Genomic DNA, 23,873 nt, shown 5'->3' with positions numbered 1-23,873 from the left:
CCCCCACCGACACGGACCGCGGACTCGATGCCTCCACCTGTCAGGGCACCGAGGCCCGTTCCGGGCCGCACCCCCGGTCGGACTGCGAGGACACCCTCGACCTGCGCCTTCCCGATGAACTGCTGGACCTGAGGGCGGAGCAGGAGGCGAGCCTCGGTGGACGGGTGGCTCTCACCGCATCGGGTGGCCCGCCCGCACCGCCGGGCGATCCCGCGCGCGCCATCCAGCTCGGAAAGGCCGAAACCCCCAGATCGCCAGTACCGATCGGCTTGAGCGACCCGCCCGCGGCGACCGCGGCGACCGCGGTGACCGCAGTGACCGCAGTGACCGCTGTGACCGTAGCGACCGCCGCACCCGCACCGGCCACCGCGCACGTGGCTTCCACCGCGCACTCGGCCCCCGCCGTGGCCCTGACAGCCACCACGCCCACCGGACTGGCCGGCAGGCCGCAGGACGACGACCTCCTCGACCACGTCGCCGACTGGGGCACGACTCCCACACCCGCCGGCGTCTTCCATCTCCTTCCCGTCGTCCTGGGCCGCGATCTCCCACTGATCGTCCGCTGGATGAACGACCCCGCCGTGGCGGTCTTCTGGGACCTCGCCGGAGACAAGTCGGTGACCGAGTCACACCTGCGTGCCCAGCTCCGCGGAGACGGACGCAGCGTCCCCTGCCTCGGGGTACTCGACGGCACCCCCATGAGCTACTGGGAGATCTACCGCGCGGATCTCGATCCCCTTTCCCGCCACTACCCCGCCCGTCCTCACGACACCGGGATCCACCTCCTCATCGGTGGTGTCGCCGACCGCGGTCGCGGCCTCGGCTCCACGCTGCTGCGTGCCGTCGCCGATCTCGTCCTCGATCGCAGACCCTCCTGCGCGCGCGTCGTCGCCGAACCCGACCTTCGCAACACCCCTTCCATCGCCGCCTTCCTGAGCGCCGGCTTCCGTTTCTCCGCCGAGGTCGAGCTGCCCGGCAAGCGAGCCGCCTTGATGGTCCGGGAGCGTGCCCTGCGCTCTCTGTCCCAGTCCAATCACTCTCGGTAACGGGCGGTGTTGTGTGACGGTTCCCGTCCCGCACACATTTCCCGTCTCGATTCCCGGCCTGGCCGACCTTCCCTTCCGAATCGAACCGAACTGATCCGAACTGATCGAATCCAATCCGAATCAATCCGACCCAACCGAGCCGAGCCAAGCCCAGGAGCCCGCGTGCCCGATCTGCCCGCCGTCCCGGACAGGCCGCCCGGCTCCGCGCGCCGTCCAAGCCCCTCCAAGCCCCTGGTGCGCGGCGGGCGTGCGCGCCCATTTGTCAGTGCCGGGCCGTAGGGTGGTCGCGCTATGACGAAGCCCTCACTCCCCGAACTTCTGCACGCAGCCGTCACAGCCGTGGGCGGCACCGAGCGCCCCGGTCAGGTGACCATGGCCCAAGCCGTCGCGGAGGCGATCGAAGACGGTTCCCATCTGCTGGCGCAGGCCGGCACCGGCACCGGAAAGTCTCTGGGCTATCTGGTGCCGGCGCTCGCCCACGGGGAGCCCGTCGTCGTGGCGACCGCGACCCTGGCCCTGCAGCGCCAGCTCGTCGAGCGCGATCTTCCGCGCACGGTGGAGGCACTGCACCCGCAGCTGCGCCGCCGCCCGCAGTTCGCGATGCTCAAGGGCCGGTCGAACTACCTGTGTCTGCACCGTCTGCATGAGGGCGTGCCGCAGGACGAGGAGGACGGCCTCTTCGACCAGTTCGAGGCCGCCGCGCCCACAAGCAAGCTCGGTCAGGACCTGCTGCGGCTGCGTGACTGGTCCCAGGAGACCGAGAGCGGCGACCGCGACGATCTCACCCCCGGCGTCTCGGACCGCGCATGGGCCCAGGTGTCCGTCTCGTCCCGGGAGTGCCTCGGCGCCTCGAAGTGCGCCTACGGCGCCGAGTGCTTCGCCGAGATGGCCCGCGAGCGCGCCAAGCTCGCCGAGGTGATCGTCACGAACCACGCACTGCTGGCCATCGACGCCATCGAGGGCGCTCCGGTCCTGCCGCAGCACGAGGTGCTGATCGTGGACGAGGCCCATGAACTGGTGTCCCGGGTGACGGGCGTCGCCACCGGCGAGCTCACCCCGGGCCAGGTCAACCGCGCGGTGCGCCGCGCCGCCAAGCTGGTCGACGAGAAGTCCGCCGACCAGCTCCAGACGGCCGCGGAGGGCTTCGAGAGGCTGATGGAGCTGGCCCTGCCCGGGCGGCTGGAGGAGATTCCGGAGGACCTCGGGTACGCGCTCATGGCGCTGCGCGACGCGGCGCGCACGGTGATCTCCGCCCTCGGGAACACCCGCGACAAGTCGGTGCAGGACGAGGACGCCGTCCGCAAGCAGGCGCTGGCCTCCGTGGAGTCGGTGCACGACGTGGCCGAGCGGATCACCAACGGTTCGGAGTGGGACGTCGTCTGGTACGAGCGCCACGACCGCTTCGGGGCGTCCCTGCGCGTTGCCCCGATGTCCGTGTCCGGCCTCCTGAGGGAAAAGCTCTTCGCGGACCGTTCCGTGATCCTGACGTCCGCCACGCTGAAGCTGGGCGGCGACTTCAACGGGGTCGGCGCGTCGCTCGGCCTCGCCCCCGAGGGCACTGAGGGAGACGACCTCCCGCAGTGGAAGGGTGTCGACGTCGGCTCCCCGTTCGACTACCCGAAGCAGGGCATCCTGTATGTCGCGAAGCATCTGTCACGGCCGGCCCGTGACGGCGACCGCGCGGACATGCTGGACGAGCTCACGGAGCTGATCCAGGCGGCCGGCGGCCGCACGCTCGGCCTCTTCTCCTCGATGCGCGCCGCTCAGCTCGCGGCGGAGGAACTGCGCACCCGCATCCCCGAGTTCCCGATCCTGCTCCAGGGTGAGGAGACCCTCGGTGAGCTGATCAAGAACTTCGCGGCCGATCCGAAGACCTGCCTCTTCGGCACGCTGTCGCTGTGGCAGGGCGTCGATGTTCCGGGCCCCAGCTGCCAGCTGGTGGTCATGGACAAGATCCCGTTCCCGCGCCCCGACGATCCGCTGATGAGCGCACGTCAGAAGGCGGTGGAGGACGCCGGAGGCAATGGCTTCATGGCGGTGGCCGCCACGCATGCGGCGCTGCTGATGGCACAGGGCGCCGGCCGCCTCGTACGGGCGTCGGGAGACCGGGGCGTGGTCGCCGTTCTGGATCAGCGGCTGGCCACGGCTCGCTACGGCGGATACCTGAAGACCTCACTGCCCGACTTCTGGTACACGACGGACCGTGATCAGGTCCGCAAGTCGCTGGCGGCGATCGACGCCGCGGCGAGTGCGCAGGAAGCGAGCGCACCGGAGGCGATCGGGAACGAAACGAGTGCGCAGCATGCGGGCGCGCAGGAAGCGTAGCCCGGAGAATCAGGGTTTCGGCAGGTCATTGCGCTGTCCCGGGGGCCGACCCCCGGGACAGCGCAATGACGGTTATGAAGGGCGACCGGATGGTGCCCGCCTGCTCGCACAGCATGGGCCCCGGAACCGGCGCAGAGGTTCCGGGGCCCGGATCAAGGGCGAGCGTCGCAGAGCCCGCCCGCCGCGACGGGGTCACACCCGCCGCAACACCGCCACGACCTTGCCGAGGATCGTCGCCTCGTCACCGGGGATGGGCTGGTACGCGGAGTTGTGCGGCAGCAGCCAGACGTGGCCGTCCTCGCGCTTGAAGCGCTTCACGGTGGCCTCGCCATCGAGCATGGCTGCCACGATGTCGCCGTTCTCGGCGACGGGCTGGCGGCGGACCGTGACCCAGTCGCCGTCGCAGATCGCGGCCTCGATCATGGAGTCGCCGACGACCTTCAGGACGAAGAGCTCACCGTCACCGACGAGCTGCCGGGGGAGCGGGAAGACGTCTTCCACGGACTCCTCGGCGAGAATGGGGCCACCGGCGGCGATGCGGCCCACCAGCGGGACGTACGACGCGGCGGGCTTGCCCGTGGTGTCCGTCGGCTGCACGGAGGCCGACTGGTCCGAGCCGCGCACCTCGTACGCACGAGGCCGGTGCGGGTCGCGGCGCAGGAAGCCCTTACGCTCGAGCGCCATGAGCTGATGGGCTACCGAGGACGTGCTGGAGAGGCCCACGGCCTGTCCGATCTCCCGCATCGACGGCGGGTAGCCGCGCCGCTGCACGGAGTCCCGGATGACCTCGATCACCCGGCGCTGCCGGTCGGTCAGGCCCGAACTGTCCGCGCGGATGCCTGGAGGCCGACCGGGCAGGGACCTCTTTGGTCCCTCGTGGTCCGTGGCTTCGTTCATGGCATGCACCGGCTCGAGTCGGCCCTGGGAGCGGTCCTGGGCAGTGATGGTGGCACTGTCTGCGGTGGTGGTCACGTCGGCCCCTCTCGATGGTCTCCCGTGCAGCACAACGGTAGTTGCTTTCGAAAGGTTGCGCCAAACACACGTTCGAGTGAAAAACGGCGAATTACCTGACGCGATCTGGTGTCCGGGTGTATGGCCGTCTCTACCTGCGAAGAAGGCGGGGGCACTTGCTGCTGTACCCTTCACCGCCGGGGGATGGGGGCCCTGCGGGTCACCGCGGTCGCCGCCCAGTCTGCCACCCATCGCTCCGCAAGCCGGGTTTCAGCCTTTTCTTTCATGTGGTGTCCACCGTATCCACGCATGGCTTGTCCGGGTACGGGCGTGTGGCACATGCCAATCCGCTCGTCGCGGGCGTGTCGTAGCCGTATGTGCGAGCCGATCGCTATATGTAGTGGTCGGGCTTCGGCGGCATCCCACAAGTTGTGGTCCCCCTGGTCTCCGTGGCTCACGCGATCGCCTATGCTTGGGGCTGCTTCGAGGGGCCCCTGGGGTCTCGCGAGGTCAATGAGTCGTGCTGAAAAGGAGGGTTGGAGCCATGCACTGCCCCTTCTGCAGGCACCCCGACAGCCGCGTCGTCGACAGTCGTACGACCGACGACGGCACGTCCATCCGCAGGCGCCGCCAGTGCCCCGACTGCTCCCGTCGTTTCACGACCGTGGAGACGTGCTCGCTCATGGTGGTCAAGCGGTCCGGAGTCACGGAGCCGTTCAGCCGCACCAAGGTCATCAATGGCGTCCGCAAGGCGTGCCAGGGGCGGCCTGTCACCGAGGACGCACTCGCCCAGCTCGGCCAGCGGGTCGAAGAGGCGCTGCGTGCCGCCGGGGGCGCCGAGCTGACCACCCACGACGTGGGTCTGGCCATACTGGGCCCCTTGCAGGAGCTCGACCTCGTCGCCTATCTGCGGTTCGCGTCCGTCTACCGTGCGTTCGATTCGCTGGACGACTTCGAGGCGGCCATCGCCGAACTCAGGAAGCAGCAGCGCGAGCGCCCCGACGTGGACGACGGGCCGGACGTGGAGTGCCAGGGAAGCGACCGCGGGTCCGGAGGGGCGGCCGACGCCTCCGTTCCCGCCACCACCACCGCCGACTGACGGAAGGGCCGGCCGGGACCGGCCCCGTCGGCGGCGTACACAGACCCGTCGCGCGCGCCCTCGAACGACGCGCGTGGCAAGCAGACAGAACACCGTGCCACGGGAAGAAACGGGCACTTCAGGGCGTTTTTGCCCGATACAGGGAGGCGGCATGACAGAGACGGCGAGCGGTCCGGCACGAGGTTCCCGGGCCAAGGGCGCGAAGGCCACCAAGGCACTGCGTGTCGAGCGCATCCACACGACCCCCGGCGTGCACCCGTACGACGAGGTCGAGTGGGCGCGCCGTGACGTCGTCATGACCAACTGGCGCGACGGCTCGGTCAACTTCGAGCAGCGTGGCGTCGAGTTCCCCGAGTTCTGGTCGGTGAACGCGGTCAACATCGTCACCAGCAAGTATTTCCGCGGTGCCGTGGGCACCCCGCAGCGCGAGACCAGCCTGAAGCAGCTGATCGACCGCATCGTGAAGACGTACCGGAAGGCCGGCGAGGACTACAAGTACTTCGCTTCCCCGGCCGACGCGGAGATCTTCGAGCACGAACTGGCGTACGCCCTCCTGCACCAGATCTTCAGCTTCAACAGCCCCGTCTGGTTCAACGTCGGCACGCCGCAGCCCCAGCAGGTCTCCGCCTGCTTCATCCTGTCCGTCGACGACTCCATGGAGTCGATCCTCGACTGGTACAAGGAAGAGGGCATGATCTTCAAGGGCGGCTCCGGCGCCGGCCTGAACCTCTCCCGCATCCGCTCCTCCAAGGAGCTGCTCTCCTCGGGCGGCAACGCCTCCGGCCCTGTCTCCTTCATGCGCGGCGCCGACGCCTCCGCGGGAACGATCAAGTCGGGCGGTGCCACCCGCCGCGCCGCCAAGATGGTCATCCTGGACGTCGACCACCCGGACGTCGAGGACTTCATCGAGACCAAGGTCAAGGAGGAGGAGAAGATCCGCGCGCTGCGCGACGCGGGCTTCGACATGGACCTCGGTGGCGATGACATCACCTCCGTCCAGTACCAGAACGCCAACAACTCGGTCCGCGTCAACGACACCTTCATGAAGGCCGTCGAAGGCGGAACGAACTTCGGCCTGCGCGCTCGTATGACCGGTGAGGTCATCGAGGAGGTCGACGCCAAGGAACTCTTCCGCAAGATGGCCGAGGCGGCCTGGGCCTGCGCCGACCCGGGCATCCAGTACGACGACACGATCAACCACTGGCACACGTGCCCGGAGTCCGGCCGCATCAACGGCTCGAACCCGTGCAGCGAGTACATGCACCTGGACAACACGTCCTGCAACCTCGCCTCGCTGAACCTGATGAAGTTCCTGAAGGACGACGGCAAGGGCCACCAGTCCTTCGACGTCGAGCGCTTCGCCAAGGTCGTCGAGCTGGTCATCACCGCGATGGACATCTCGATCTGCTTCGCCGACTTCCCGACCCAGAAGATCGGCGAGAACACCCGCGCCTTCCGCCAGCTCGGCATCGGCTACGCCAACCTCGGCGCCCTCCTCATGGCGACCGGCCACGCGTACGACTCCGACGGCGGCCGTGCCCTCGCCGGCGCCATCACCTCCCTGATGACCGGCACGGCGTACAAGCGCTCGGCCGAGCTGGCCGCGGTCGTCGGCCCGTACGACGGCTACGCCCGCAACGAGCAGCCGCACCTGCGCGTCATGAAGCAGCACGCCGACGCCAACGCCACGGCCGTGCGCATGGACGACCTGGACACGCCGGTGTGGGCCGCCGCCACGGAGGCCTGGCAGGACGTGCTCCGCATCGGCGAGAAGAACGGCTTCCGCAACTCCCAGGCGTCCGTCCTCGCGCCGACCGGCACCATCGGTCTCGCGATGTCCTGCGACACCACCGGTGTCGAGCCGGACCTGGCGCTGGTCAAGTTCAAGAAGCTGGTCGGCGGCGGCTCGATGCAGATCGTCAACGGCACCGTGCCGCAGGCGCTGCGCCGACTCGGCTACCAGGAGGAGCAGATCGAGGCGATCGTCGCCCACATCGCCGAGCACGGCAATGTGATCGACGCGCCGGGCCTCAAGCACGAGCACTACGAGGTCTTCGACTGCGCCATGGGCGAGCGCGCCATCTCCCCGATGGGCCACGTCCGGATGATGGCCGCGATCCAGCCGTGGATCTCCGGAGCCATCTCCAAGACGGTCAACATGCCGGAGACGGCGACCGTCGAGGAGGTCGAGGAGATCTACTTCGAGGCCTGGAAGCTCGGCATCAAGGCACTCGCCATCTACCGCGACAACTGCAAGGTCGGCCAGCCGCTCTCCGCCAAGAAGAAGGAGAAGGCCGAGGAGAAGGCCGAGGAGAAGGCCGAGGCGCCCGCCGCCGAGCCCAAGGTCGAGAAGATCGTGGAGTACCGCCCGGTCCGCAAGCGTCTCCCCAAGGGCCGCCCCGGGATCACCACGTCCTTCACGGTCGGTGGCGCCGAGGGCTACATGACCGCCAACTCCTACCCGGACGACGGTCTCGGCGAGGTCTTCCTCAAGATGTCCAAGCAGGGCTCGACCCTCGCGGGCATGATGGACGCCTTCTCCATCGCCGTCTCGGTGGGCCTGCAGTACGGCGTGCCGCTGGAGACGTACGTCTCCAAGTTCACGAACATGCGCTTCGAGCCGGCCGGAATGACGGACGACCCGGACGTGCGGATGGCCCAGTCGATCGTCGACTACATCTTCCGCCGTCTGGCGCTGGACTTCCTGCCCTTCGAGACGCGTTCCGCCCTCGGCATCCACTCCGCCGAGGAGCGTCAGCGCCACCTGGAGACGGGCTCGTACGAGCCCTCCGACGAGGACGTCGACGTCGAGGGCCTGGCCCAGTCGGCCCCGCGCACCCAGGAGCTGAAGGCGGTCGCCACGCCGAAGGCCGAGGCCGCGTCGGCCCAGCCGGCCCCCAAGCAGGCGCACACCAGCGCCGAGCTGGTGGAGATGCAGCTGGGCATCCAGGCGGACGCCCCGCTGTGCTTCTCCTGCGGCACGAAGATGCAGCGGGCGGGGTCCTGCTACATCTGCGAGGGCTGCGGCTCGACGAGCGGCTGCAGCTGATCGTGAGCCCTCAGCGGGCGTGAATTAGCTGCTCAGGTGGGGTGTCGGCGTTTTGTCGGCACCCCACCGAGCGTTGTGCCGACGCACTCGACGCACCCCTGTCAGGGCAACGCGCGGCCGCTCGGCACGTCCGGCTGTCGGGACGGGACTGTGCAGGGTCGGGGCGAGCGCTGGGCGTGAAACGGCCGCAGGGGGCGGTGGAGCATGTGCACGGGCTCCACCGCCCCCTGAACGCCCCCTGCGCTTCCTCCGGACGCCCGGGTGACCGTCGCGAGGTCAGGAGTCGCGGGGTTCGCCCATCACCCGGATGAAGCCCTCAGGGTCCGTGTCGTAACCGTGGACACCCGGGACGAACCTCCACTCTCCGGAGCCGTCGCGTACGAACTCGGCCACCGTGGCCGCCGTCGCGCCGAGGACGGTGCCGAAGTCGTCCCCGGCGAGGACGGTGTATCCCTCGCGCAGGCGGAACGCCGGATTCAGTACGCCGACGAACGTCCTGCGGCCGGTGTGCTGCTGAATGACGACACCGGCCACCACGCGCGCGTACCGCTCGTTCAGCCGGTCGAGCTCGATCGTCATGACCTCGTCCCAGCCGAAGCCCTTGCCATCGAGGCTGTCGCGGTTGAGGTTGATCGTGCCGTCGGGGGAGCGGCTGTCGAAGTGGACGACGTAGGCCGGATCGCCGTACGGGTCCGAGGCCGGGTACGTCGCGGCGACGATGTCGAGGTCGGTGGGCGGCTGCCCGGGCGGACTCGGATCCCACTTCACCGCGAGTTCGACCTTGTGGATGCCCTTGTTGAGACCGCTCATCCCATGTCTCCTCCCCGTTCTCAAGTCGCTCGGCACGAACTGCCCTGCAGAGCGAGCCAGTTGTCCATTGTGCCTCGTGCGCCGGGGCGCTCGTGCGGGTGTACTCGGCCGGAGCGTGACCGCCGCCACCCATGGGGCCGTACGATGGCGCGGTGCTGGTCAAGTGGATTCGCTGCACCGTGGTGGACCGCCGCGGCTTCGAGCGGGGGCAGCGAAAGTGGGCGGGGCTGCTGGGTGAACCGGGCTTCCGCGGGCAGGGCGGGGGCTGGAGCCGGGGCAGGCCCGGCGTGGTGCACATCTTCGCGTTCTGGGAGAGCCGCGCTTTCTACGATTCGTTCATGGCGCGATCGCATGATCGGTTGGCCGCCGCGCAGTCGGGCACGTTCAAAGACCTACAGGTCAGGCTGTTCGACTACCGCTTCGATGTGAAGACCGGATTCGAGCCACGCTTCACGGACGCCGACCTCATACGGGTCGCGCACTGCAGGGTGCACGAGGAGCGGGCCGAGCATTTCGCGCTGATGCAGGAGAAGGTCTGGAATCCGGCCATGGCGGGCTCGCCGGGCATGATCCGCGGACTCTTCGGCGAGGCGCCCGGGCATGAGTTCCTGGTGCTTTCGATGTGGCAGTCGGCCGCGGAGCACGGCAAGTACCGGGAGGAGCGAGTGGAGCGTCTGGCGCTGCGGGCCCAGACGGAGGCGGACGTCGCGGCGCTCACGGGTGACATCGTCGACCTGGAGTCGGCCTGGACCGTGTGAGCGAGGGCGGGCGCGCGGGAGCGCGCGGGGGAACGGGGCGCGGGCTCCCTGCGTACGTTTGATCACCGGATGGAGTGCGGCTCGGGGCGTGGACGGACCGGTCTCCGCGACCCGAATGTGACGTGCGCCGTATGGAGGCCCCTCGATTGCCCGTTCGGCCGTCACTCGATCTAGGGTTTTGGCATGGCACGACCACGGCGCATCGTCCTTGTCCGGCACGGCGAGTCGGTGGGCAATGCCGATGACACTGTGTACGAACGCGAGCCCGACCATTCGCTGCCGCTCACCGAGAAGGGGTGGCGGCAGGCGGAGGAGACGGGCAAGCGGCTCCGGGAGGTCTTCGGCAGGGAGCGCGTCAGTGTCTACGTGTCCCCCTACCGCCGCACGCACGAGACCCTCCGCGCTTTCCACCTGGACCCCGGCCTCGTGCGGATACGCGAGGAGCCCCGGCTGCGTGAGCAGGACTGGGGAAATTGGCAGGACCGTGACGATGTCCGGCTCCAGAAGGCCTACCGGGACGCCTACGGCCACTTTTTCTACCGCTTCGCCCAGGGCGAGTCCGGCGCCGACGTCTACGACCGCGTGGGCGGCTTCCTCGAGAGTCTGTACCGGAGCTTCGAGGCGCCCGATCACCCGCCCAACGTGCTCCTGGTGACCCACGGCCTGGCCATGCGCCTGTTCTGCATGCGTTGGTTCCACTGGACGGTCGCCGAATTCGAATCACTCTCGAACCCGGACAACGGCGAGACGCGCATGCTCGTCCTTGGAGACGACGGCCGATACCGGCTTGATCACCCGTTTGAACGCTGGCGTGACCCGCAGCCGTACTGGATCACGTGATAATCCTTACCGAATCAATGGATAAGCGGATAAAGTGGCATGTCGATGATCGCTGACTCCTCATTCCATGGACGCCTGGAACGCGCCCTGGCCAGCCTGCGCGGACTGGCAGTGGGGGACGCACTGGGTTCACAGTTCTTCGTCCCCGCGAACTATCCCCTGCTCAGGCGCCGTGAGCTGCCACCCGGCACCTGGCAGTGGACGGACGACACGGAGATGGCCTGCTCCGTCGTGTCCGTCCTGGCCCGGCACCGCCGCATCGACCAGGACGACCTGGCCCGCTCGTTCGCCCAGCACCACGACTTCGACCGCGGCTACGGGCCCGCCGTGAACCGCCTGCTCAGACTGGTCAGGGAGGGTGGTGACTGGCGCGAGCTGTCGTCGGCCCTGTTCGACGGACGCGGGTCGTGGGGCAATGGCGCGGCGATGCGGATCGCGCCCCTCGGCGCCTGGTACGCCGACGACCCCGAGCAGGCGACCCACCAGGCGGAGATCTCCGCCTATCCCACCCACCAGCACCGTGAAGCCGTGGTCGGCGCGATGGCCGTCGCCGCGGCAGCCGCCCTGGCCGCCGATCCGGCGGGGCCGCCGGCCCCCGCGGCCCTGCTGGACGGCGTCGTCGCGCTCGTGCCGAAGAGCGCCGTGGGAGCGGGTCTGCGGCGGGCGCGGGACATGCTGGACTACGCCGACGCCACGACCGTGGCGGCAGTGCTGGGCTGCGGACGGCGCACGACGGCGCACGACACGGTGCCTTTCGCGCTGTGGTCGGCCGCGCGGGCGCTCGGCGACTACGAGCAGGCCTTCTGGACGACCGCCCAGGTAGGTGGCGACGTGGACACGACCTGCGCCATCGTGGGCGGAGTGCTCGCGTCCGGCGGGGCGGGGACACCGCCCGCGGAGTGGCTGCGTCGCACGGAGCGTTTTCCGCTGTGGGCGCCGCAGCCGGCGTAGGCGATCGCAGGGTCCGGCGCCCTCCCGGACCTGGCGCGTTCACGGTCACGTCGAACGGCGGTGAATCCCCCTCAGCGAACCTGTGTGGTCCCTGAGTTGGCCGCCGTGAAGGCGGCGAGTCCGCTCGCCGCCTTCACGGAGCAGCTCGGCACGGTCGGCCGGAACGGGCATGAGCGTCCGGGTCATGCTTCGCTCGGCGATTCGCGAACGTGATCTCACGAAGGCCTGGCGCTGCCGTGCCGTGATCTCCGAGCAACTTGTGCGGGCGACTGTCATGCCCTTTGCGGGGGCATGGACAGTGGAGTCGAGCGGGATACGGCGCGCTCTGATCTCGCGACGAATACGTCCGCGGTCGCTGCTCCGGAGGCGAAGTCGCAGCGTTCCGTAGTGCGCGACAGCGAATGGAAGAGCCCAGGTTCCGCTGGGATCGCTCGGCTGATGGTTCCACCGCCCGGGTCTCACCGGAGCCGATCCGGTCTTCGGGGAGTGGAGCCCGTGGGCGCGGTGGGGGCAGGGGTGTCGCGAGGTGATCGAGGCGGCGTAGGCTGAGGGCGCCATGCCGTACGAACCGCCTACTCACACCGTCGAGCGCTCCCTTCGCGCAACGACCGGAGCGAAGGTCATCGCCGGTGTAGACGAGGTGGGGCGCGGCGCGTGGGCCGGTCCGGTCACCGTCTGCGCGGCGGTCACAGGCCTGCGCCGACCGCCGGAGGGCCTCACCGATTCCAAGCTGCTGACCGTCAAACGGCGTGTCCGGCTCGCGGAGCTGCTGGAGACCTGGGTGACCGCCTACGCGCTCGGGCACGCCTCTCCCGAGGAGATCGACGATCTCGGAATGACCGCCGCGCTCCGGCTCGCGGCGGTCCGCGCCCTGGAGGCGTTGCCCGTCCGCCCTGACGCGGTCATCCTCGACGGGAAGCACGACTACCTCGGGGCGCCCTGGAACGTCCGTACGGTGATCAAGGGCGACCGGTCGTGTGTGGTGGTCGCGGCGGCCTCGGTGATCGCCAAGGTCCATCGTGACAAAATGATGGCCGAACTGGGCGTCGACCATGCAGACTTCGCTTTTGCGGCCAACGCCGGGTATCCCTCTCCCGTGCACCGGGCCGTGCTGGAGGAGCGGGGCCCCACCCCGTACCACCGCTTGTCGTGGGCGTATCTTGATGCGCTGCCCCAGTGGCGGCACCTCAAGAAGGTCCGCAGCTGGGCGGACGGAAGCGTTCCGGAGATCGAGGGCCAGTTGGGCTTCGACTTCTGACCTGTTCCGATCGCACCCATGTGCCACCCGCCGAGGCGTGTCGCACCGGCGTTTGATAAAAATCAGCTCATGCCTCTCATTCCCGAGGAGCCTCAGATTCACGAGAGTGCCCAGGGTCCCCGCGTCACCGCCGCCGGCGGCCGTACCGCGCCGACCCCTCGTCCCGTACCAGGCCCCCGCCCAGCGGCCCCGGCTCGTCCAGGCCGTCCGGGGCCCGCACGGCCGATGCCGGCCCAACGCGCCTCGCGCGAGCCGGCCGCGGCCAAGCCCGGGCCGCCCGTTGTCGCCGCCACCCCGCAGATCCAGCTGAACCCGGCTTCCGTCGAGGGCGCGCTGGATGCCGCGGAGGAGGCTGTCGACCTGCTGCTGGAGGCCGGGCGTGCCCCGGGCGATGTGCTGGTGATCACCACTGGCGATCCGCATCCGTGGGCAGCGCACGAACTGTCCTTCGGTGAGGTCGAGTACTGGGCGCAGCACGACGCCGGTGACGACGTCTTCTACGCCGACTCCGCCGACGTGTCACGCGCCGCCGTACGCCCGGTGGTCGTGGTCGCAGTCAACGGGGGCGCCGATGACGCCGTCGCTGCCGTACTGCCGCAGGCACTCGGCCGGGCCGGTGCCCTGCTGATCGTGTGCGGTGACCCCAGCCAGATCAACTCGGTGCTGGGCGCGGGCGTCTGAGCGGCCGGACCGGTGCGGTCCGGTCGCTTGTCCGTCTGTGCCCAGCCGTGACCGTTTGCCGCCGAGAGCGGCACCGGGCCGCGGTTCGGCTTCCGGTTTCCGAACTTTCCTTTCGGGCTTCTGGTGTTCGTGCTTCCGGTGTTCGTGCTTCCGGTGTTCGTGCTTTGAGTGTTCGAGGCGTCGGCGGTTCGGGCCGTCGGCGGTTTGGGCCTTCGAGGGGTCGGGCCCCGGTCGACGGGTGTCCGACCGTGGACGGTCGGATTCGGACCGGCGGTCGGTGCGGGTGCCGCGTCGGCGGCACCTGTACGGCGGCTCTTCGGCGTGCGGTACGCGCGGGCACCATGCCGCGATGTCGCGTTCCCCCGTTTGCGGCCGTGCAGTCCCGTGCCGTGCCCGTGCGCGCGTCGTCGCTGGTCGCGCCTGCCTTCGACGCACCCCGTCCGTGTCCTGACGCGTGCGCCCTGACCGCGTTGCTCAGCGGGCGGCGGCCCGGCGCAGGACCTCTGACGCGACACCCCCGGTGCGGGGCGGCGGAGGCGGGGCTCCCAGCAGATCGAACGCCTCCGCCGGTGAATCCGTGTTGGGGCGGCGACCGCCGCGGCCCTCGCCCAGGACCTGCCAGCCGTCACGTGTCAGTGTGATGTACGCACCGCAGCGCAGCCCGTGCAAGGTGCACGCGTCACGCAGTCCCCACATCCATGCACCGTCCTCCTCCGTCCACCGCGCGTCGCCCTCACGGCAGTAGAGCAACACGGCGGTTCGTACGGGGGTACGGCGCCGCAGATCGTGCGGGATGACGCGACGCAACTGGTCGAGCAGCGCATTGCGGAACATCCAGCCGTCCGCCGGGGCGGGGCGCCGGGTGAACGAAGCGCTGGCCCGCAGTCGTTCGTCCGGATCCAGGACGGCCACCACCGCCATGGAAGGTCGTGGCCGGTGCCGAGCGTGCAGCCCGCTCACCACCTCCCGGGGATTGCGCAGCAGCGGAATACCCGCGGCTGCCCATTCGGCCGGCTCGAGCATCCGGGCAAGAGGATTGGCGGAAGCGGCGGACGATTCGGCGGAGGCAGATATGGATGCCGCCGGGGACGGAGCGAATCCGAAGGTCACGATCCTCCCTTCGGCTACGCGCCCACTCTGCGGGCGGGGTCGGACTAGGGGGAAACGCACACCGCAGCGGAGCCCTGACGGACCGCGGGCGAGCCGTGCGGGGGGCGGAGTTCAATTCTTGCCCTCGAACTGGAATGCGGCAACGAGCAATTGAGGCCCCCGACCGGTTTCAGGTGATCTGTGGCTTATATCCCATCCTCCATCCCCTTCCCCGCGTGCTCTCCATGGGCTCCCCGGGAGGGAAGCAGTCGCACCGGCATGGTCAGGACCAGCGGCAACGCCACTCAGCGCGGCTCTGTCCACGCCGGGGGAATGTCCGCGTCCAGCCGCCACCCCATGAGGGCCCTCGCGCTCCCGGCGCCACTGGACGCCACGCTCGGCCGGTTCTCGTCTGTGGACTGTTTGTGAGCACGCTATCACTCGGGGTGAAGTGGCCGATTGTCAGTGTCGTCGGGTTGCATGGGGGCATGGACGATCTGGAGCTCCGCACCGAAGCCGATGCCATCCTCGCCGAGCTTGTCGGCCGGCCGGGGAGTCCGGCCCGGTTGCGGGAGGACCAGTGGCAGGCGGTGGCGGCCTTGGTGGAGGAGCGCCGGCGCGCCCTGGTGGTACAGCGCACCGGCTGGGGCAAGTCGGCGGTGTATTTCGTCGCCACCGCCCTGCTGCGCCGGAGAGGCTGCGGGCCGACGGTGATCGTCTCGCCCCTGCTGGCGCTGATGCGCAACCAGGTCGAGTCGGCGGCGCGCGCCGGCATCACGGCACGCACCATCAACTCGGCCAACCCGGAGGAGTGGGACGCGATTCACGAGGAGGTGGAGCGTGGAGAGACGGACGTTCTCCTTGTGAGTCCGGAGCGCCTCAACTCCGTGGACTTCCGTGAGCAGACGCTGCCCAAGCTAGCGGCCACGACCGGCCTGCTCGTGGTCGACGAGGCGCACTGCATCTCCGACTGGGGCCATGACTTCCGCCCCGACTACCGGCGGCTGCGGGCGATGCTCGCGGAACTCGCCCCAGGCGTGCCGGTGCTGGCCACGACCGCGACCGCCAACGCGCGGGTCACCGCCGATGTGGCCGAGCAGTTGGGTACCGGCGCGGGCGAGGCCCTGGTGCTGCGCGGCCCGCTCGAGCGGGAGAGCCTGCGGCTGGGTGTGGTTCAGTTGCCGGACGCCGCGCACCGCCTCGCCTGGCTCGCCGAGCACCTGGACGAACTGCCGGGCTCAGGGATCATCTATGCCCTGACGGTCGCCGCGGCCGAGGAAGCCACCGCCTACCTGCGGCAACGTGGTTTCCGTGTGGCTTCGTACACGGGGCGCACGGAGAACGCGGACCGGCTGCAGGCGGAGGCCGACCTGCTGGAGAACCGGGTCAAGGCCTTGGTCGCGACCTCGGCGCTCGGTATGGGCTTCGACAAGCCGGACCTGGGCTTCGTGGTGCACCTGGGCTCACCTTCCTCGCCGATCGCCTACTACCAGCAGGTGGGACGTGCGGGCCGTGGTGTGGCCCACGCCGAGGTGCTGCTGCTGCCGGGCAAGGAGGACGAGGCGATCTGGCGCTACTTCGCAGATACCGCCTTCCCGCCCGAGGCGCAGGTGCGCCAGACCCTCTCGGCCCTCGCCGACGCGGGACGCCCGCTGTCCGTGCCGGCCCTGGAAGCCCTGGTCGACCTGCGGCGCACCCGCCTGGAGACCATGCTCAAGGTGCTCGACGTGGACGGGGCGGTCAAGCGGGTCAAGGGCGGCTGGATCTCCACCGGCGAAGAATGGGTCTACGACGCGGAGCGCTACGCGTGGGTGGCGCGGCAGCGGGCGGCTGAACAGCAGGCCATGCGGGATTATGTGAGCACGGATCAGTGCCGCATGGAGTTCCTGCGCCGTCAACTCGACGACGAGGGGGCGGCACCCTGCGGCCGTTGTGACAACTGCGCGGGCTCCTGGATCGATTCCTCCGTCTCGGCGGAGACCCTGACGGAGGCCGCGAAGGAACTGGACCGCCCCGGAGTGGAGATCGAGCCGCGCCGGATGTGGCCGACGGGGATGCCCGCACTGGGCATCGAGCTCAAGGGGCGCATCCCGGCGGCGGAGCAGTGCGCCACCGGGCGGGCCTTGGGCCGGCTCTCGGACATCGGCTGGGGCAACCGGCTGCGCCCGCTGCTGACCGAGCACGCGCCCGATGGGCCGGTTCCCGACGAAGTCCTGCGGGCGGCGGTGGACGTCCTCGCCGACTGGGCGCGCTCTCCGGGGGGCTGGGCACCGGATGTCCCGGATGCCATCGCGAGGCCGGTGGGGGTCGTCTGTATGCCGTCCGCGGCCCGCCCGCAACTGGTGAGTTCTCTGGCCCGGGGTATCGCTGCCGTCGGCCGCATCCCCCACCTGGGAACCCTGGCGTACACCGCGCCGGGCGGAGCGAACGCGCCGCGCCGCAGCAATTCCGCCCAGCGCCTCAGGGCGTTGTCCGGGGCCTTCACCGTCCCCGAGGAGCTGGCCGATGCCCTGGGGCGTGCTCCGGGTCCTGTGCTGCTCGTGGACGACTACACCGACTCCGGCTGGACCCTCGCGGTCGCCGCCCGCCTGCTCCGTCAGGCAGGCAGCGGACAGGTGCTGCCATTGGTCCTCGCCGCGGGAGGCTGAGCCGGGCTGGAAGGAGCGCCGTGGGCTGACGAGGAGTCTCGTTGGCTGAGCGGAACTGACCGGAACTGACCGGAAGGAGTCTCGTGGGCTGAGGTGCAACTTCAGGCGTGCTCATGACTGTAGTTATCCACAGGCTCAAACGGACTCCTGCGTTTCGCGAGATGGTCTCGGCATGACGAACCACGACGAAACGGCCGGTTCCTCCGGCATCGGCGACATGGACGGACCCGCGTACCGGGGCGGCGAGCCCCGCACCGATCCGGGACATGAGACATCAGCGGGTACCTGCGGTGAGGCCCAGGTCACGCTGCGCACTCCCGCCGAGCTGGCCGACGCTCTGCCGTATCTGCTCGGGTACCGCCCCGAGGACAGCATCGTGCTGGTCGCGCTGAGGGATCGCGAGAAGCTGGGGAGGTTCGGCGCGCGCGCACGCATCGGCATCCCCGTTCAGCAGGGCGACTGGCCGGCCGTGGCCCAGCAGTTGGCGCACGGCCTGGTGACCGGCAGCGAGCGCAGAGGAACGAAACCGGAGAGGATGGTCGCCTATCTGGTCCAGGAACCGGCGGCCGGCGAGAGCGGACGTGATGTGATGGAACACCTCCGGCCGCTGGCCCAGTCGCTGCGCACGGCCTGCGGCAACCTCGATGTCACCGTGGTCGAGGCTCTGTGCATCTCGGACGGCCGCTTCTGGTCCTACTGCTGCCCGGACTCGGGCTGCTGCCCGGCAGAGGGACGGCCGATGGGCCTGCCCGGCACCTCGGTACTGGCCGCTGCCGCGACCTACGCGGGTCTTCAAGTACGCGGGACCCTGAGGGAGTTCAGGGCAAGGCTCAGCCCCTTGGAGACACCGGCCGCGCTCGAACAGGAGGCCGCGTTGGACGCGGCGAGCCTGACGCTGGTGCCGCGGATCCTGAGCGGTGTCACCCGCGGGGAGGTCGCCGAGGAAACGCTCGGGCTGGCCGAGCGGACCATGGCGCGATTCGCCGACGCCCCGTCCGTGTCCGGCGCGTGGTCGGCCGACCTCCGCGACGACGGGCTCCTCGGGCACGACGAGGCGGCGGCAATGATCCTCGGCCTGCAGGACCGTGCGACACGTGACCGCGCCGCGGAGTGGATGGAGGGTGCGGAGGCTGCCCTGGCGCTGCGGCTGTGGCGTGCCCTGGCCCGCCGTTGCGTCGGGTCCTACAGCGAGCACGCCGCGGCGCCGTTGACGCTCGCCGGGTGGGTCGCCTGGTCGACCGGCGACGAGGTCGAGGCCCGCGAAGCCCTCGCCATGGCCCTGGGTGCCGACCAGGACTATCTCTTCGCGCGTCTTCTGCACCAGGCATGCAACGACGGGTTGGACCCGGAGACCGTCCGCCGCTGTCTGCGGTCGGAACGAGTGGGACGAAGGGGTGAGGAGAGGGCAGGCACGGGCACCCCGGAACCGGAGGCCACCGATGCGCCGCGACGCTGCTCCGCACAGGTCGCACCCCCGGCTGAGACCGCGCCTTCGGCAGAGACCGATTCGTCTGTCCCGGCCGAACCTTCTGTCCCGGCCGAACCGTCCGTACGGACTGATGCGTGCGCACAGGCCGTATCCCCGGCGAAGCCGCTCCGTTCCACAGCCGCCTCCCGCAGCCGCCGCAAGGCGCGTCCGCTGCGGAACGGCAGCCGGAGTGCCCGGCGCTCCCCGGAGACGGACATCGTCCGCCCCCGGCGCCACCCAGGCAGCACTTCGGCCGGCGGCGACGGACCTGGCCGCACGGGAACGGGCGCTGACGGACGGAGGTCAAGGACCCACCGCGGTTCGGGCCGATGTACGGATGAGACGGACACATGAGCGCCCCGTGCTCCACGGCCTGCAGACGCTCGGTCGGCTTCCCGGCGCCAGGCACGCCCCCGCGCGAGCGCCTTCAGTTCACCTGCGTGGCGGAATCGATGTCCGGGGCGCCCCGCCGCACCGCTCGGGACCGGCCGCGAACGGGTACGAGAGGGGGGCGAGCGCGCTGCTGGACGGGATGCTGTCGGCGGCGGAGGCGCCCGGGTACCGGTTGCCCGAGATCTCCGGGGGCGAGCAGCGCCCTGAAGGGAGCGCACCGCTGCCGGACCCGGCGGCCCGCCGTCCCGCGCCGACGGCGGCGGCAGCCGGTGTGCTGCTGCCGACCGCACTCGTAGGTGCGCGTCCCGACGTGCCCGCCGGGACGGTGACCCAGTGTCCGGTCCGCACGGCACCGCTCGCCGGGATCGTCCTGAGGGGGCGGATCAGCTGCCGAAGCGGCAGCCGAAGGGAGTGTTTATCGTCAGGCAGACGACTATGATCGCGGCATGCCCTACGACCCGTCAGCCTTCCCGCCCTTCGCCGTCACCGTGGACCTGGTCGTGCTGACCGTGCGCCGCCATGCCCTCTGCGCGCTGGCGGTGCGCAGGGGCGAGCCGCCGTTCCAAGGCCGGTGGGCGCTCCCGGGCGGATTCGTGCGGGCGGACGAGGACCTGGCACAGGCCGCGGCACGGGAGCTGGCCGAGGAGACGGGGCTGTGTGCCCACGATCCCTCCGTACCCGCGCAGGACAACGGTGCCCATCTGGAACAGCTGGCGACGTACGGTGACCCGAAGCGTGACCCACGAATGAGGGTGGTGAGCGTCGCCCATCTGGCGCTCGCCCCCGATCTGCCCGCGCCGCGGGCCGGCGGCGACGCCAACAGCGCGCGCTGGGCGCCGGTGGAGGATCTGCTGCAGCAGGGCGGCTACGGCAGGGATGGGGAGCAGGCGGCGCCGCTCGCCTTCGACCATGCGCTGATCCTGGCCGATGGGGTCGAGCGTGCCCGTTCCAAGATCGAGTACTCGTCGCTCGCCACCGCCTTCTGCCCGTCAGAGTTCACCGTCGGTGAGCTGCGACGGGTCTATGAGGCGGTATGGGGCGTGGCTCTCGACCCGCGGAACTTCCACCGCAAGGTGACCGGCACGCCCGGCTTCCTCGTCCCCGTGGGCGGCACGACGACCCGCCAGGGAGGACGTCCCGCACAGCTGTTCCGTGCCGGTGGAGCGACCCTGCTCAACCCGCCGATGCTGCGTCCCGAGGTCTGACGGCCGCGCGGGACCCGGTGGTACGGCGGGCCGCCGCGGGCAGGGGTCCGAACAGCAGGAGCGGCGCCGCCAGGGCGCCGGGAGATGACCGAAAAAGCGGACATATCGCGCTATCTTGCTGCAAGTGATCCAGGCGATCGGACTGACCGGCAACCCCCGCAAGGAGCTTCCGCCCGCCGTCGACGACGTGTCCTTCGAGGCGCAGTCGGGCCAGGTCACCGTGCTCCTCGGAGCCCCCGGTGCGGGCAAGACGACGGCGCTCAGGCTCATGCTCGAACTTCAACCGGGTCGCGGCATCACCTACTTCCGGGGCCGACCGCTGCACCGTATCGCCCACCCCTCCCACGAAGTGGGCGTGGTCCTCGGTGATGTCCCCGGCCATCCCGCGCGCACGGTCCGGGGACAACTGCGCATGCTGTGCTGCGCGGCGGGCGTGTCCGTGCGTCGCGCCGACGAAGTCCTCGATGCGGTCGGACTCGTCGGCCTGCGCGATGAGCGCCTGGGCACCCTCGCGCGCGGTATGGACCGTCGTCTCGGTCTCGCCTGCGCGCTGCTCGCCGATCCTCACACCCTCGTGCTCGATGACCCGGCGGGCGGGCTTTCCGCCCGAGAAGGGCGCTGGCTGCACGGCATGCTGCGCGCGCACGCTTCTCAGGGCGGCACCGTCCTGTTCGCCACATGCGACCCCAAGGAGGCTGCCCGCACCGCCGATCACGTCGTGACGCTCAACCGGGGCCGGCTCGTCGCCGATCAGGAAGCCGCCGAGTTCGCCCGCACCCGTCTCCGGCCGCGTGTTGCAGTGCGCAGCCCGCACGCCGCCCGGCTCGGCACCCTGCTCGCCAAGGAGGCCAGAACGGCACAGCGCTCCGTGGAAGTCGTCCATGAGGCAGGCAACCGGCTGTCGGTGTACGGCAGTACATGCGCCGAGATCGGCGAAGCAGCGTTCCGGCACGGCATCCTGATCCATCAACTCGCGGATGAGACCGCGGACATGGGGCCGGGCGCGAGCGACGACGGCGCCGACTCCCCTCCCCCGCCCGCGTCCCGGGCCCCGTCTCCCTCCCCTTCCGCCTCTCTTCCTCCCTCTCAGTCCGCGCCGCGGGCCGCTGAGGCGTCGCGGCCGGGCGACCTGCCCGCGCTGCCCCCGTCCGTGGCCGTCAGGGTCGCACCGGGCCCCCTGCGTCCGCTCCGCTACGAACTGCGCCGGGCCACCGGAGTCGGCACGGGCTATGTCATCGCGGCCGCCGTGCTCGTCGCCTCCGTCCTCGTATCCGTGCTGGCCGCCGGTATCGGGCACACCCCGCAGCGTCTTCTGCCGGCGGCCTGGCCGGGGGACCTCCCGCTGCCGCCCGCGGCGCTCGGTGCGGGACTGCTCGGCGCCCTCGCGTTCGGCGACGAGTTCCGCTATCCCGCCCTGGCGGCGCAGCGCGGGACCGTCCCCCGCCGTCTGGGTCTGCTCATCGCCAAGCTCCTCGTCACCGGGGCCGCGGCGCTGGCCCTGGCCGTCCTCACGGTCGGCCTGGACTTCTGGGCCCTCCACCTCTTCTACGGGCGGGACGTCGCCGGAGTTCCCGCCGACTGGGCCTTGCTCGGTGTGAGTTGGTGCGGGTTCGTCGTGGGGTGCGCATGGGCCGGAGTGCTGGCGGCGGGTGTCTTCCGGTCCGTGACCGCAGGGCTGGCCGCGGTGCTCGCGGTGCCCGTCGTCCTCGTGCCCCTGGTGGGGAAAGTGGTCGAGGGGCCGTCGGTGCGGGCCGTCACGGGCGTCGTGGCACGAGTCCACGCCCTCCTGCCGCTGCCGTGGCCCTTCGGCGGTTCCCGGTACCTGTCCGCAGCGGCGCACATGATCGCCCAACCCGTGGGCGGCTCACTGGCCTTGTCCCTGGCCGCCTTGCTCTGCGCGTATCTGTTCCTGACCCTGCGCGGCAGGGCTCGGTGACAACGCTCCGTGCCCATCCGTTCTCCCTGTGCGCACAACTCCCCGAAAGACGCCCATTTCTTTCCGATAAGGCGTCAATTGCGACGGGGTGAGCGATCACCCTTTCGTGTGCTTTTCACCAAAGACCTCAAGGCAGTTGGAGAGGGCGCCGACATAGGACACGTGAGTACCCTTGCGCACACCATGATGACCGCCGCCCGCTCCGCAGACTCCGGCCTGGCCGGACCGGGCGAACTCGACCGCTACCCCTATGCCGACGCGCCTGCCGTCGACCGCGTCGGCACTCCCCCCTGGGAGGCCGCGGACCCGGAACTGGGCCGCGTCGGCCGGCGCGCCGCCGGCAGCCGCGGACGCGGACTGCACGGCCAACTCGTCCAGCAGTTGGGCCAGATGATCGTTTCCGGCGACCTGGGCGCCGACCGTCCGCTGGTCCCCGAGGAGATCGGCCAGCGCTTCGAGGTCTCCCGCACCGTCGTCCGTGAGTCGCTGCGTGTCCTGGAGGCCAAGGGCCTGGTCAGCGCCCGTCCGAACGTCGGTACGCGGGTGCGCCCCGTCAGCGACTGGAATCTCCTCGACCCGGACATCATCGAGTGGCGGGCCTTCGGGCCGCAGCGCGACGACCAGCGTCGGGAGCTCAGCGAGCTGCGGTGGACCATCGAGCCGCTCGCCGCCCGCCTCGCCGCCGGCCACGGTCGCGAGGACGTGCAGCAGCGGCTCGGCGACATGGTCGAGATCATGGGGCACGCCATGGGCCAGGGCGACTCCCTGACCTTCTCGCGCGCCGACGCCGAGTTCCACTCGCTGCTCATCCAGGTCGCGGGCAACCGCATGCTGGAGCACCTCTCAGGAATCGTCTCCGCCGCCCTTCAGGTCTCCGGTGGTCCGGTCACCGGTTGCGACCGCCCGAACGACGCCGCACTGACCCAGCACGCCCGCATCGTCGACGCGCTCGCGTCGGGTGACGGCGCGGCCGCCGAAGGGGCCATGCGCCAACTGCTGACCGTCCACCCCGAGGTGGAGCGTGTCGTGCCGGCGCCGCGCGAGCACTGATCGCACGTCACGCACGATGTGACCAGCACGGTGCGCTGGTCGTCCGGCACCCGGTGGCTGCCTGTGGCTGTCGAGCGCGATCATCCGCCGTCGGACTCCGTCGGATCCTTCCGGGACCCGGCGGAGTCCGACGGAGCCCGCCAAGGCCTGCCGTGATCCGCAGGAGCCCGCCGGGGTGCCGGCCCCAGCGGGCCGGACTGTCGTGAGTGCCCGACCCGGTGCCACTGCCGTGGATGATCAGGTGTCAGTCGTACGTATCGTCGTCGGCCACGGATTCCCGGGTGTGGCAGAGCCCGGGCCGTCGGGCGACGGAGCC

The 23,873-nt window shown here is 70.3% G+C and carries 17 protein-coding genes and 1 pseudogene; 15 read left to right on the top strand and 3 right to left on the bottom strand.

Annotated elements, in window-relative coordinates; genetic code table 11:
• Positions 1-410 precede the first annotated feature (410 nt).
• Both ABZ845_RS23005 and ABZ845_RS23000 read left to right on the top strand, forming a co-directional pair.
• Positions 411-1,046, top strand: coding sequence for a GNAT family N-acetyltransferase (locus tag ABZ845_RS23005; protein ID WP_360982583.1), 636 nt, complete (start codon positions 411-413; stop codon positions 1,044-1,046).
• A gap of 291 nt (positions 1,047-1,337) precedes the next feature.
• Positions 1,338-3,371, top strand: coding sequence for an ATP-dependent DNA helicase (locus tag ABZ845_RS23000; RefSeq protein WP_360982563.1), 2,034 nt, complete (start codon positions 1,338-1,340; stop codon positions 3,369-3,371).
• A gap of 192 nt (positions 3,372-3,563) precedes the next feature.
• Here the strand turns inward: ABZ845_RS23000 and lexA are convergent, their stop codons facing one another.
• Positions 3,564-4,343: a transcriptional repressor LexA gene (gene lexA, locus ABZ845_RS22995; protein ID WP_360982561.1), complete on the bottom strand. Its 780-nt coding sequence runs from the start codon at positions 4,341-4,343 to the stop codon at positions 3,564-3,566.
• A gap of 523 nt (positions 4,344-4,866) precedes the next feature.
• Here lexA and nrdR point away from each other — a divergent pair.
• Both nrdR and ABZ845_RS22985 read left to right on the top strand, forming a co-directional pair.
• Positions 4,867-5,421, top strand: a complete 555-nt coding sequence (gene nrdR, locus ABZ845_RS22990) for a transcriptional regulator NrdR (RefSeq protein ID WP_360982559.1) — start codon at positions 4,867-4,869, stop codon at positions 5,419-5,421.
• 151 nt (positions 5,422-5,572) lie between these two features.
• On the top strand, positions 5,573-8,470 hold the full coding sequence (locus ABZ845_RS22985; RefSeq protein WP_360982557.1) for a vitamin B12-dependent ribonucleotide reductase: 2,898 nt from the start codon (positions 5,573-5,575) through the stop codon (positions 8,468-8,470).
• Positions 8,471-8,746: 276 nt separating this feature from the next.
• On the opposite strand, the gene ABZ845_RS22980 is transcribed toward ABZ845_RS22985, so the two are convergent.
• Positions 8,747-9,304 (bottom strand): TerD family protein, encoded by a 558-nt coding sequence (locus tag ABZ845_RS22980; RefSeq protein WP_360982581.1) that lies wholly within the window; start codon positions 9,302-9,304, stop codon positions 8,747-8,749.
• A gap of 128 nt (positions 9,305-9,432) precedes the next feature.
• On the opposite strand from ABZ845_RS22980, the gene ABZ845_RS22975 reads away from it, so the two are divergent.
• The 5 genes from ABZ845_RS22975 (at position 9,433) to ABZ845_RS22955 (ending at position 13,768) form a co-directional block, all read left to right on the top strand.
• Complete coding sequence (locus tag ABZ845_RS22975; protein WP_360982555.1) at positions 9,433-10,038, top strand: YdbC family protein; 606 nt, start codon at positions 9,433-9,435, stop codon at positions 10,036-10,038.
• 183 nt (positions 10,039-10,221) lie between these two features.
• Complete coding sequence (locus ABZ845_RS22970; RefSeq protein WP_360982553.1) at positions 10,222-10,878, top strand: histidine phosphatase family protein; 657 nt, start codon at positions 10,222-10,224, stop codon at positions 10,876-10,878.
• Positions 10,879-10,923: 45 nt separating this feature from the next.
• Positions 10,924-11,829 carry an ADP-ribosylglycohydrolase family protein gene (locus tag ABZ845_RS22965; protein ID WP_360982579.1) on the top strand — a complete coding sequence of 302 codons (906 nt, stop codon included), beginning with the start codon at positions 10,924-10,926 and terminating at the stop codon, positions 11,827-11,829.
• Positions 11,830-12,385: 556 nt separating this feature from the next.
• Positions 12,386-13,087, top strand: coding sequence for a ribonuclease HII (locus ABZ845_RS22960; RefSeq protein ID WP_360982551.1), 702 nt, complete (start codon positions 12,386-12,388; stop codon positions 13,085-13,087).
• Positions 13,088-13,156: 69 nt separating this feature from the next.
• Positions 13,157-13,768 (top strand): hypothetical protein, encoded by a 612-nt coding sequence (locus tag ABZ845_RS22955; RefSeq protein WP_360982549.1) that lies wholly within the window; start codon positions 13,157-13,159, stop codon positions 13,766-13,768.
• Positions 13,769-14,242: 474 nt separating this feature from the next.
• On the opposite strand, the gene ABZ845_RS22950 is transcribed toward ABZ845_RS22955, so the two are convergent.
• On the bottom strand, positions 14,243-14,878 hold the full coding sequence (locus ABZ845_RS22950; protein WP_360982547.1) for a hypothetical protein: 636 nt from the start codon (positions 14,876-14,878) through the stop codon (positions 14,243-14,245).
• 467 nt (positions 14,879-15,345) lie between these two features.
• Here ABZ845_RS22950 and ABZ845_RS22945 point away from each other — a divergent pair, with 467 nt between their 5' ends.
• The 6 genes and pseudogenes from ABZ845_RS22945 to ABZ845_RS22920 all read left to right on the top strand — a co-directional run bounded on the left by ABZ845_RS22945 (position 15,346) and on the right by ABZ845_RS22920 (position 23,557).
• Positions 15,346-17,505: a RecQ family ATP-dependent DNA helicase gene (locus ABZ845_RS22945; RefSeq protein WP_360982545.1), complete on the top strand. Its 2,160-nt coding sequence runs from the start codon at positions 15,346-15,348 to the stop codon at positions 17,503-17,505.
• A 172-nt stretch (positions 17,506-17,677) separates the two neighbouring features.
• Positions 17,678-19,327 (top strand): DUF4192 family protein, encoded by a 1,650-nt coding sequence (locus ABZ845_RS22940; protein ID WP_360982543.1) that lies wholly within the window; start codon positions 17,678-17,680, stop codon positions 19,325-19,327.
• 124 nt (positions 19,328-19,451) lie between these two features.
• Positions 19,452-19,724, top strand: a pseudogene (locus tag ABZ845_RS22935) (glycogen debranching protein); the annotation flags it as partial.
• Positions 19,725-19,812: 88 nt separating this feature from the next.
• Positions 19,813-20,571, top strand: coding sequence for an NUDIX domain-containing protein (locus ABZ845_RS22930; protein WP_360982541.1), 759 nt, complete (start codon positions 19,813-19,815; stop codon positions 20,569-20,571).
• A 124-nt stretch (positions 20,572-20,695) separates the two neighbouring features.
• Positions 20,696-22,507 carry an ABC transporter ATP-binding protein gene (locus ABZ845_RS22925; protein WP_360982539.1) on the top strand — a complete coding sequence of 604 codons (1,812 nt, stop codon included), beginning with the start codon at positions 20,696-20,698 and terminating at the stop codon, positions 22,505-22,507.
• A 162-nt stretch (positions 22,508-22,669) separates the two neighbouring features.
• Entirely contained in the window at positions 22,670-23,557 is an 888-nt protein-coding gene (locus ABZ845_RS22920) for a FadR/GntR family transcriptional regulator (RefSeq protein ID WP_360982537.1), read from the top strand.
• Positions 23,558-23,873 lie beyond the last annotated feature (316 nt).

The sequence above is a fragment of the Streptomyces sp. NPDC047022 genome (assembly GCF_040644155.1).
In the GTDB taxonomy this organism is placed as follows: Bacteria; Actinomycetota; Actinomycetes; order Streptomycetales; family Streptomycetaceae; genus Streptomyces.
Note: the sequence above shows the minus strand (reverse complement) of the source record. Positions and strands in the feature narration are given on the sequence as shown.

What these genes read in the sequence shown, in the direction of transcription:
- ABZ845_RS22945 (WP_360982545.1), top strand. Translation starts at nt 15,346, where the DNA reads ATGGACGATCTGGAGCTCCGCACCGAAGCCGATGCCATCCTCGCCGAG.
- ABZ845_RS22970 (WP_360982553.1), top strand. Translation starts at nt 10,222, where the DNA reads ATGGCACGACCACGGCGCATCGTCCTTGTCCGGCACGGCGAGTCGGTG.
- ABZ845_RS22955 (WP_360982549.1), top strand. Translation starts at nt 13,157, where the DNA reads ATGCCTCTCATTCCCGAGGAGCCTCAGATTCACGAGAGTGCCCAGGGT.
- ABZ845_RS22960 (WP_360982551.1), top strand. Translation starts at nt 12,386, where the DNA reads ATGCCGTACGAACCGCCTACTCACACCGTCGAGCGCTCCCTTCGCGCA.
- nrdR (WP_360982559.1), top strand. Translation starts at nt 4,867, where the DNA reads ATGCACTGCCCCTTCTGCAGGCACCCCGACAGCCGCGTCGTCGACAGT.
- ABZ845_RS22930 (WP_360982541.1), top strand. Translation starts at nt 19,813, where the DNA reads ATGCCCTACGACCCGTCAGCCTTCCCGCCCTTCGCCGTCACCGTGGAC.
- ABZ845_RS23000 (WP_360982563.1), top strand. Translation starts at nt 1,338, where the DNA reads ATGACGAAGCCCTCACTCCCCGAACTTCTGCACGCAGCCGTCACAGCC.
- ABZ845_RS22940 (WP_360982543.1), top strand. Translation starts at nt 17,678, where the DNA reads ATGACGAACCACGACGAAACGGCCGGTTCCTCCGGCATCGGCGACATG.
- ABZ845_RS22965 (WP_360982579.1), top strand. Translation starts at nt 10,924, where the DNA reads ATGATCGCTGACTCCTCATTCCATGGACGCCTGGAACGCGCCCTGGCC.
- ABZ845_RS22985 (WP_360982557.1), top strand. Translation starts at nt 5,573, where the DNA reads ATGACAGAGACGGCGAGCGGTCCGGCACGAGGTTCCCGGGCCAAGGGC.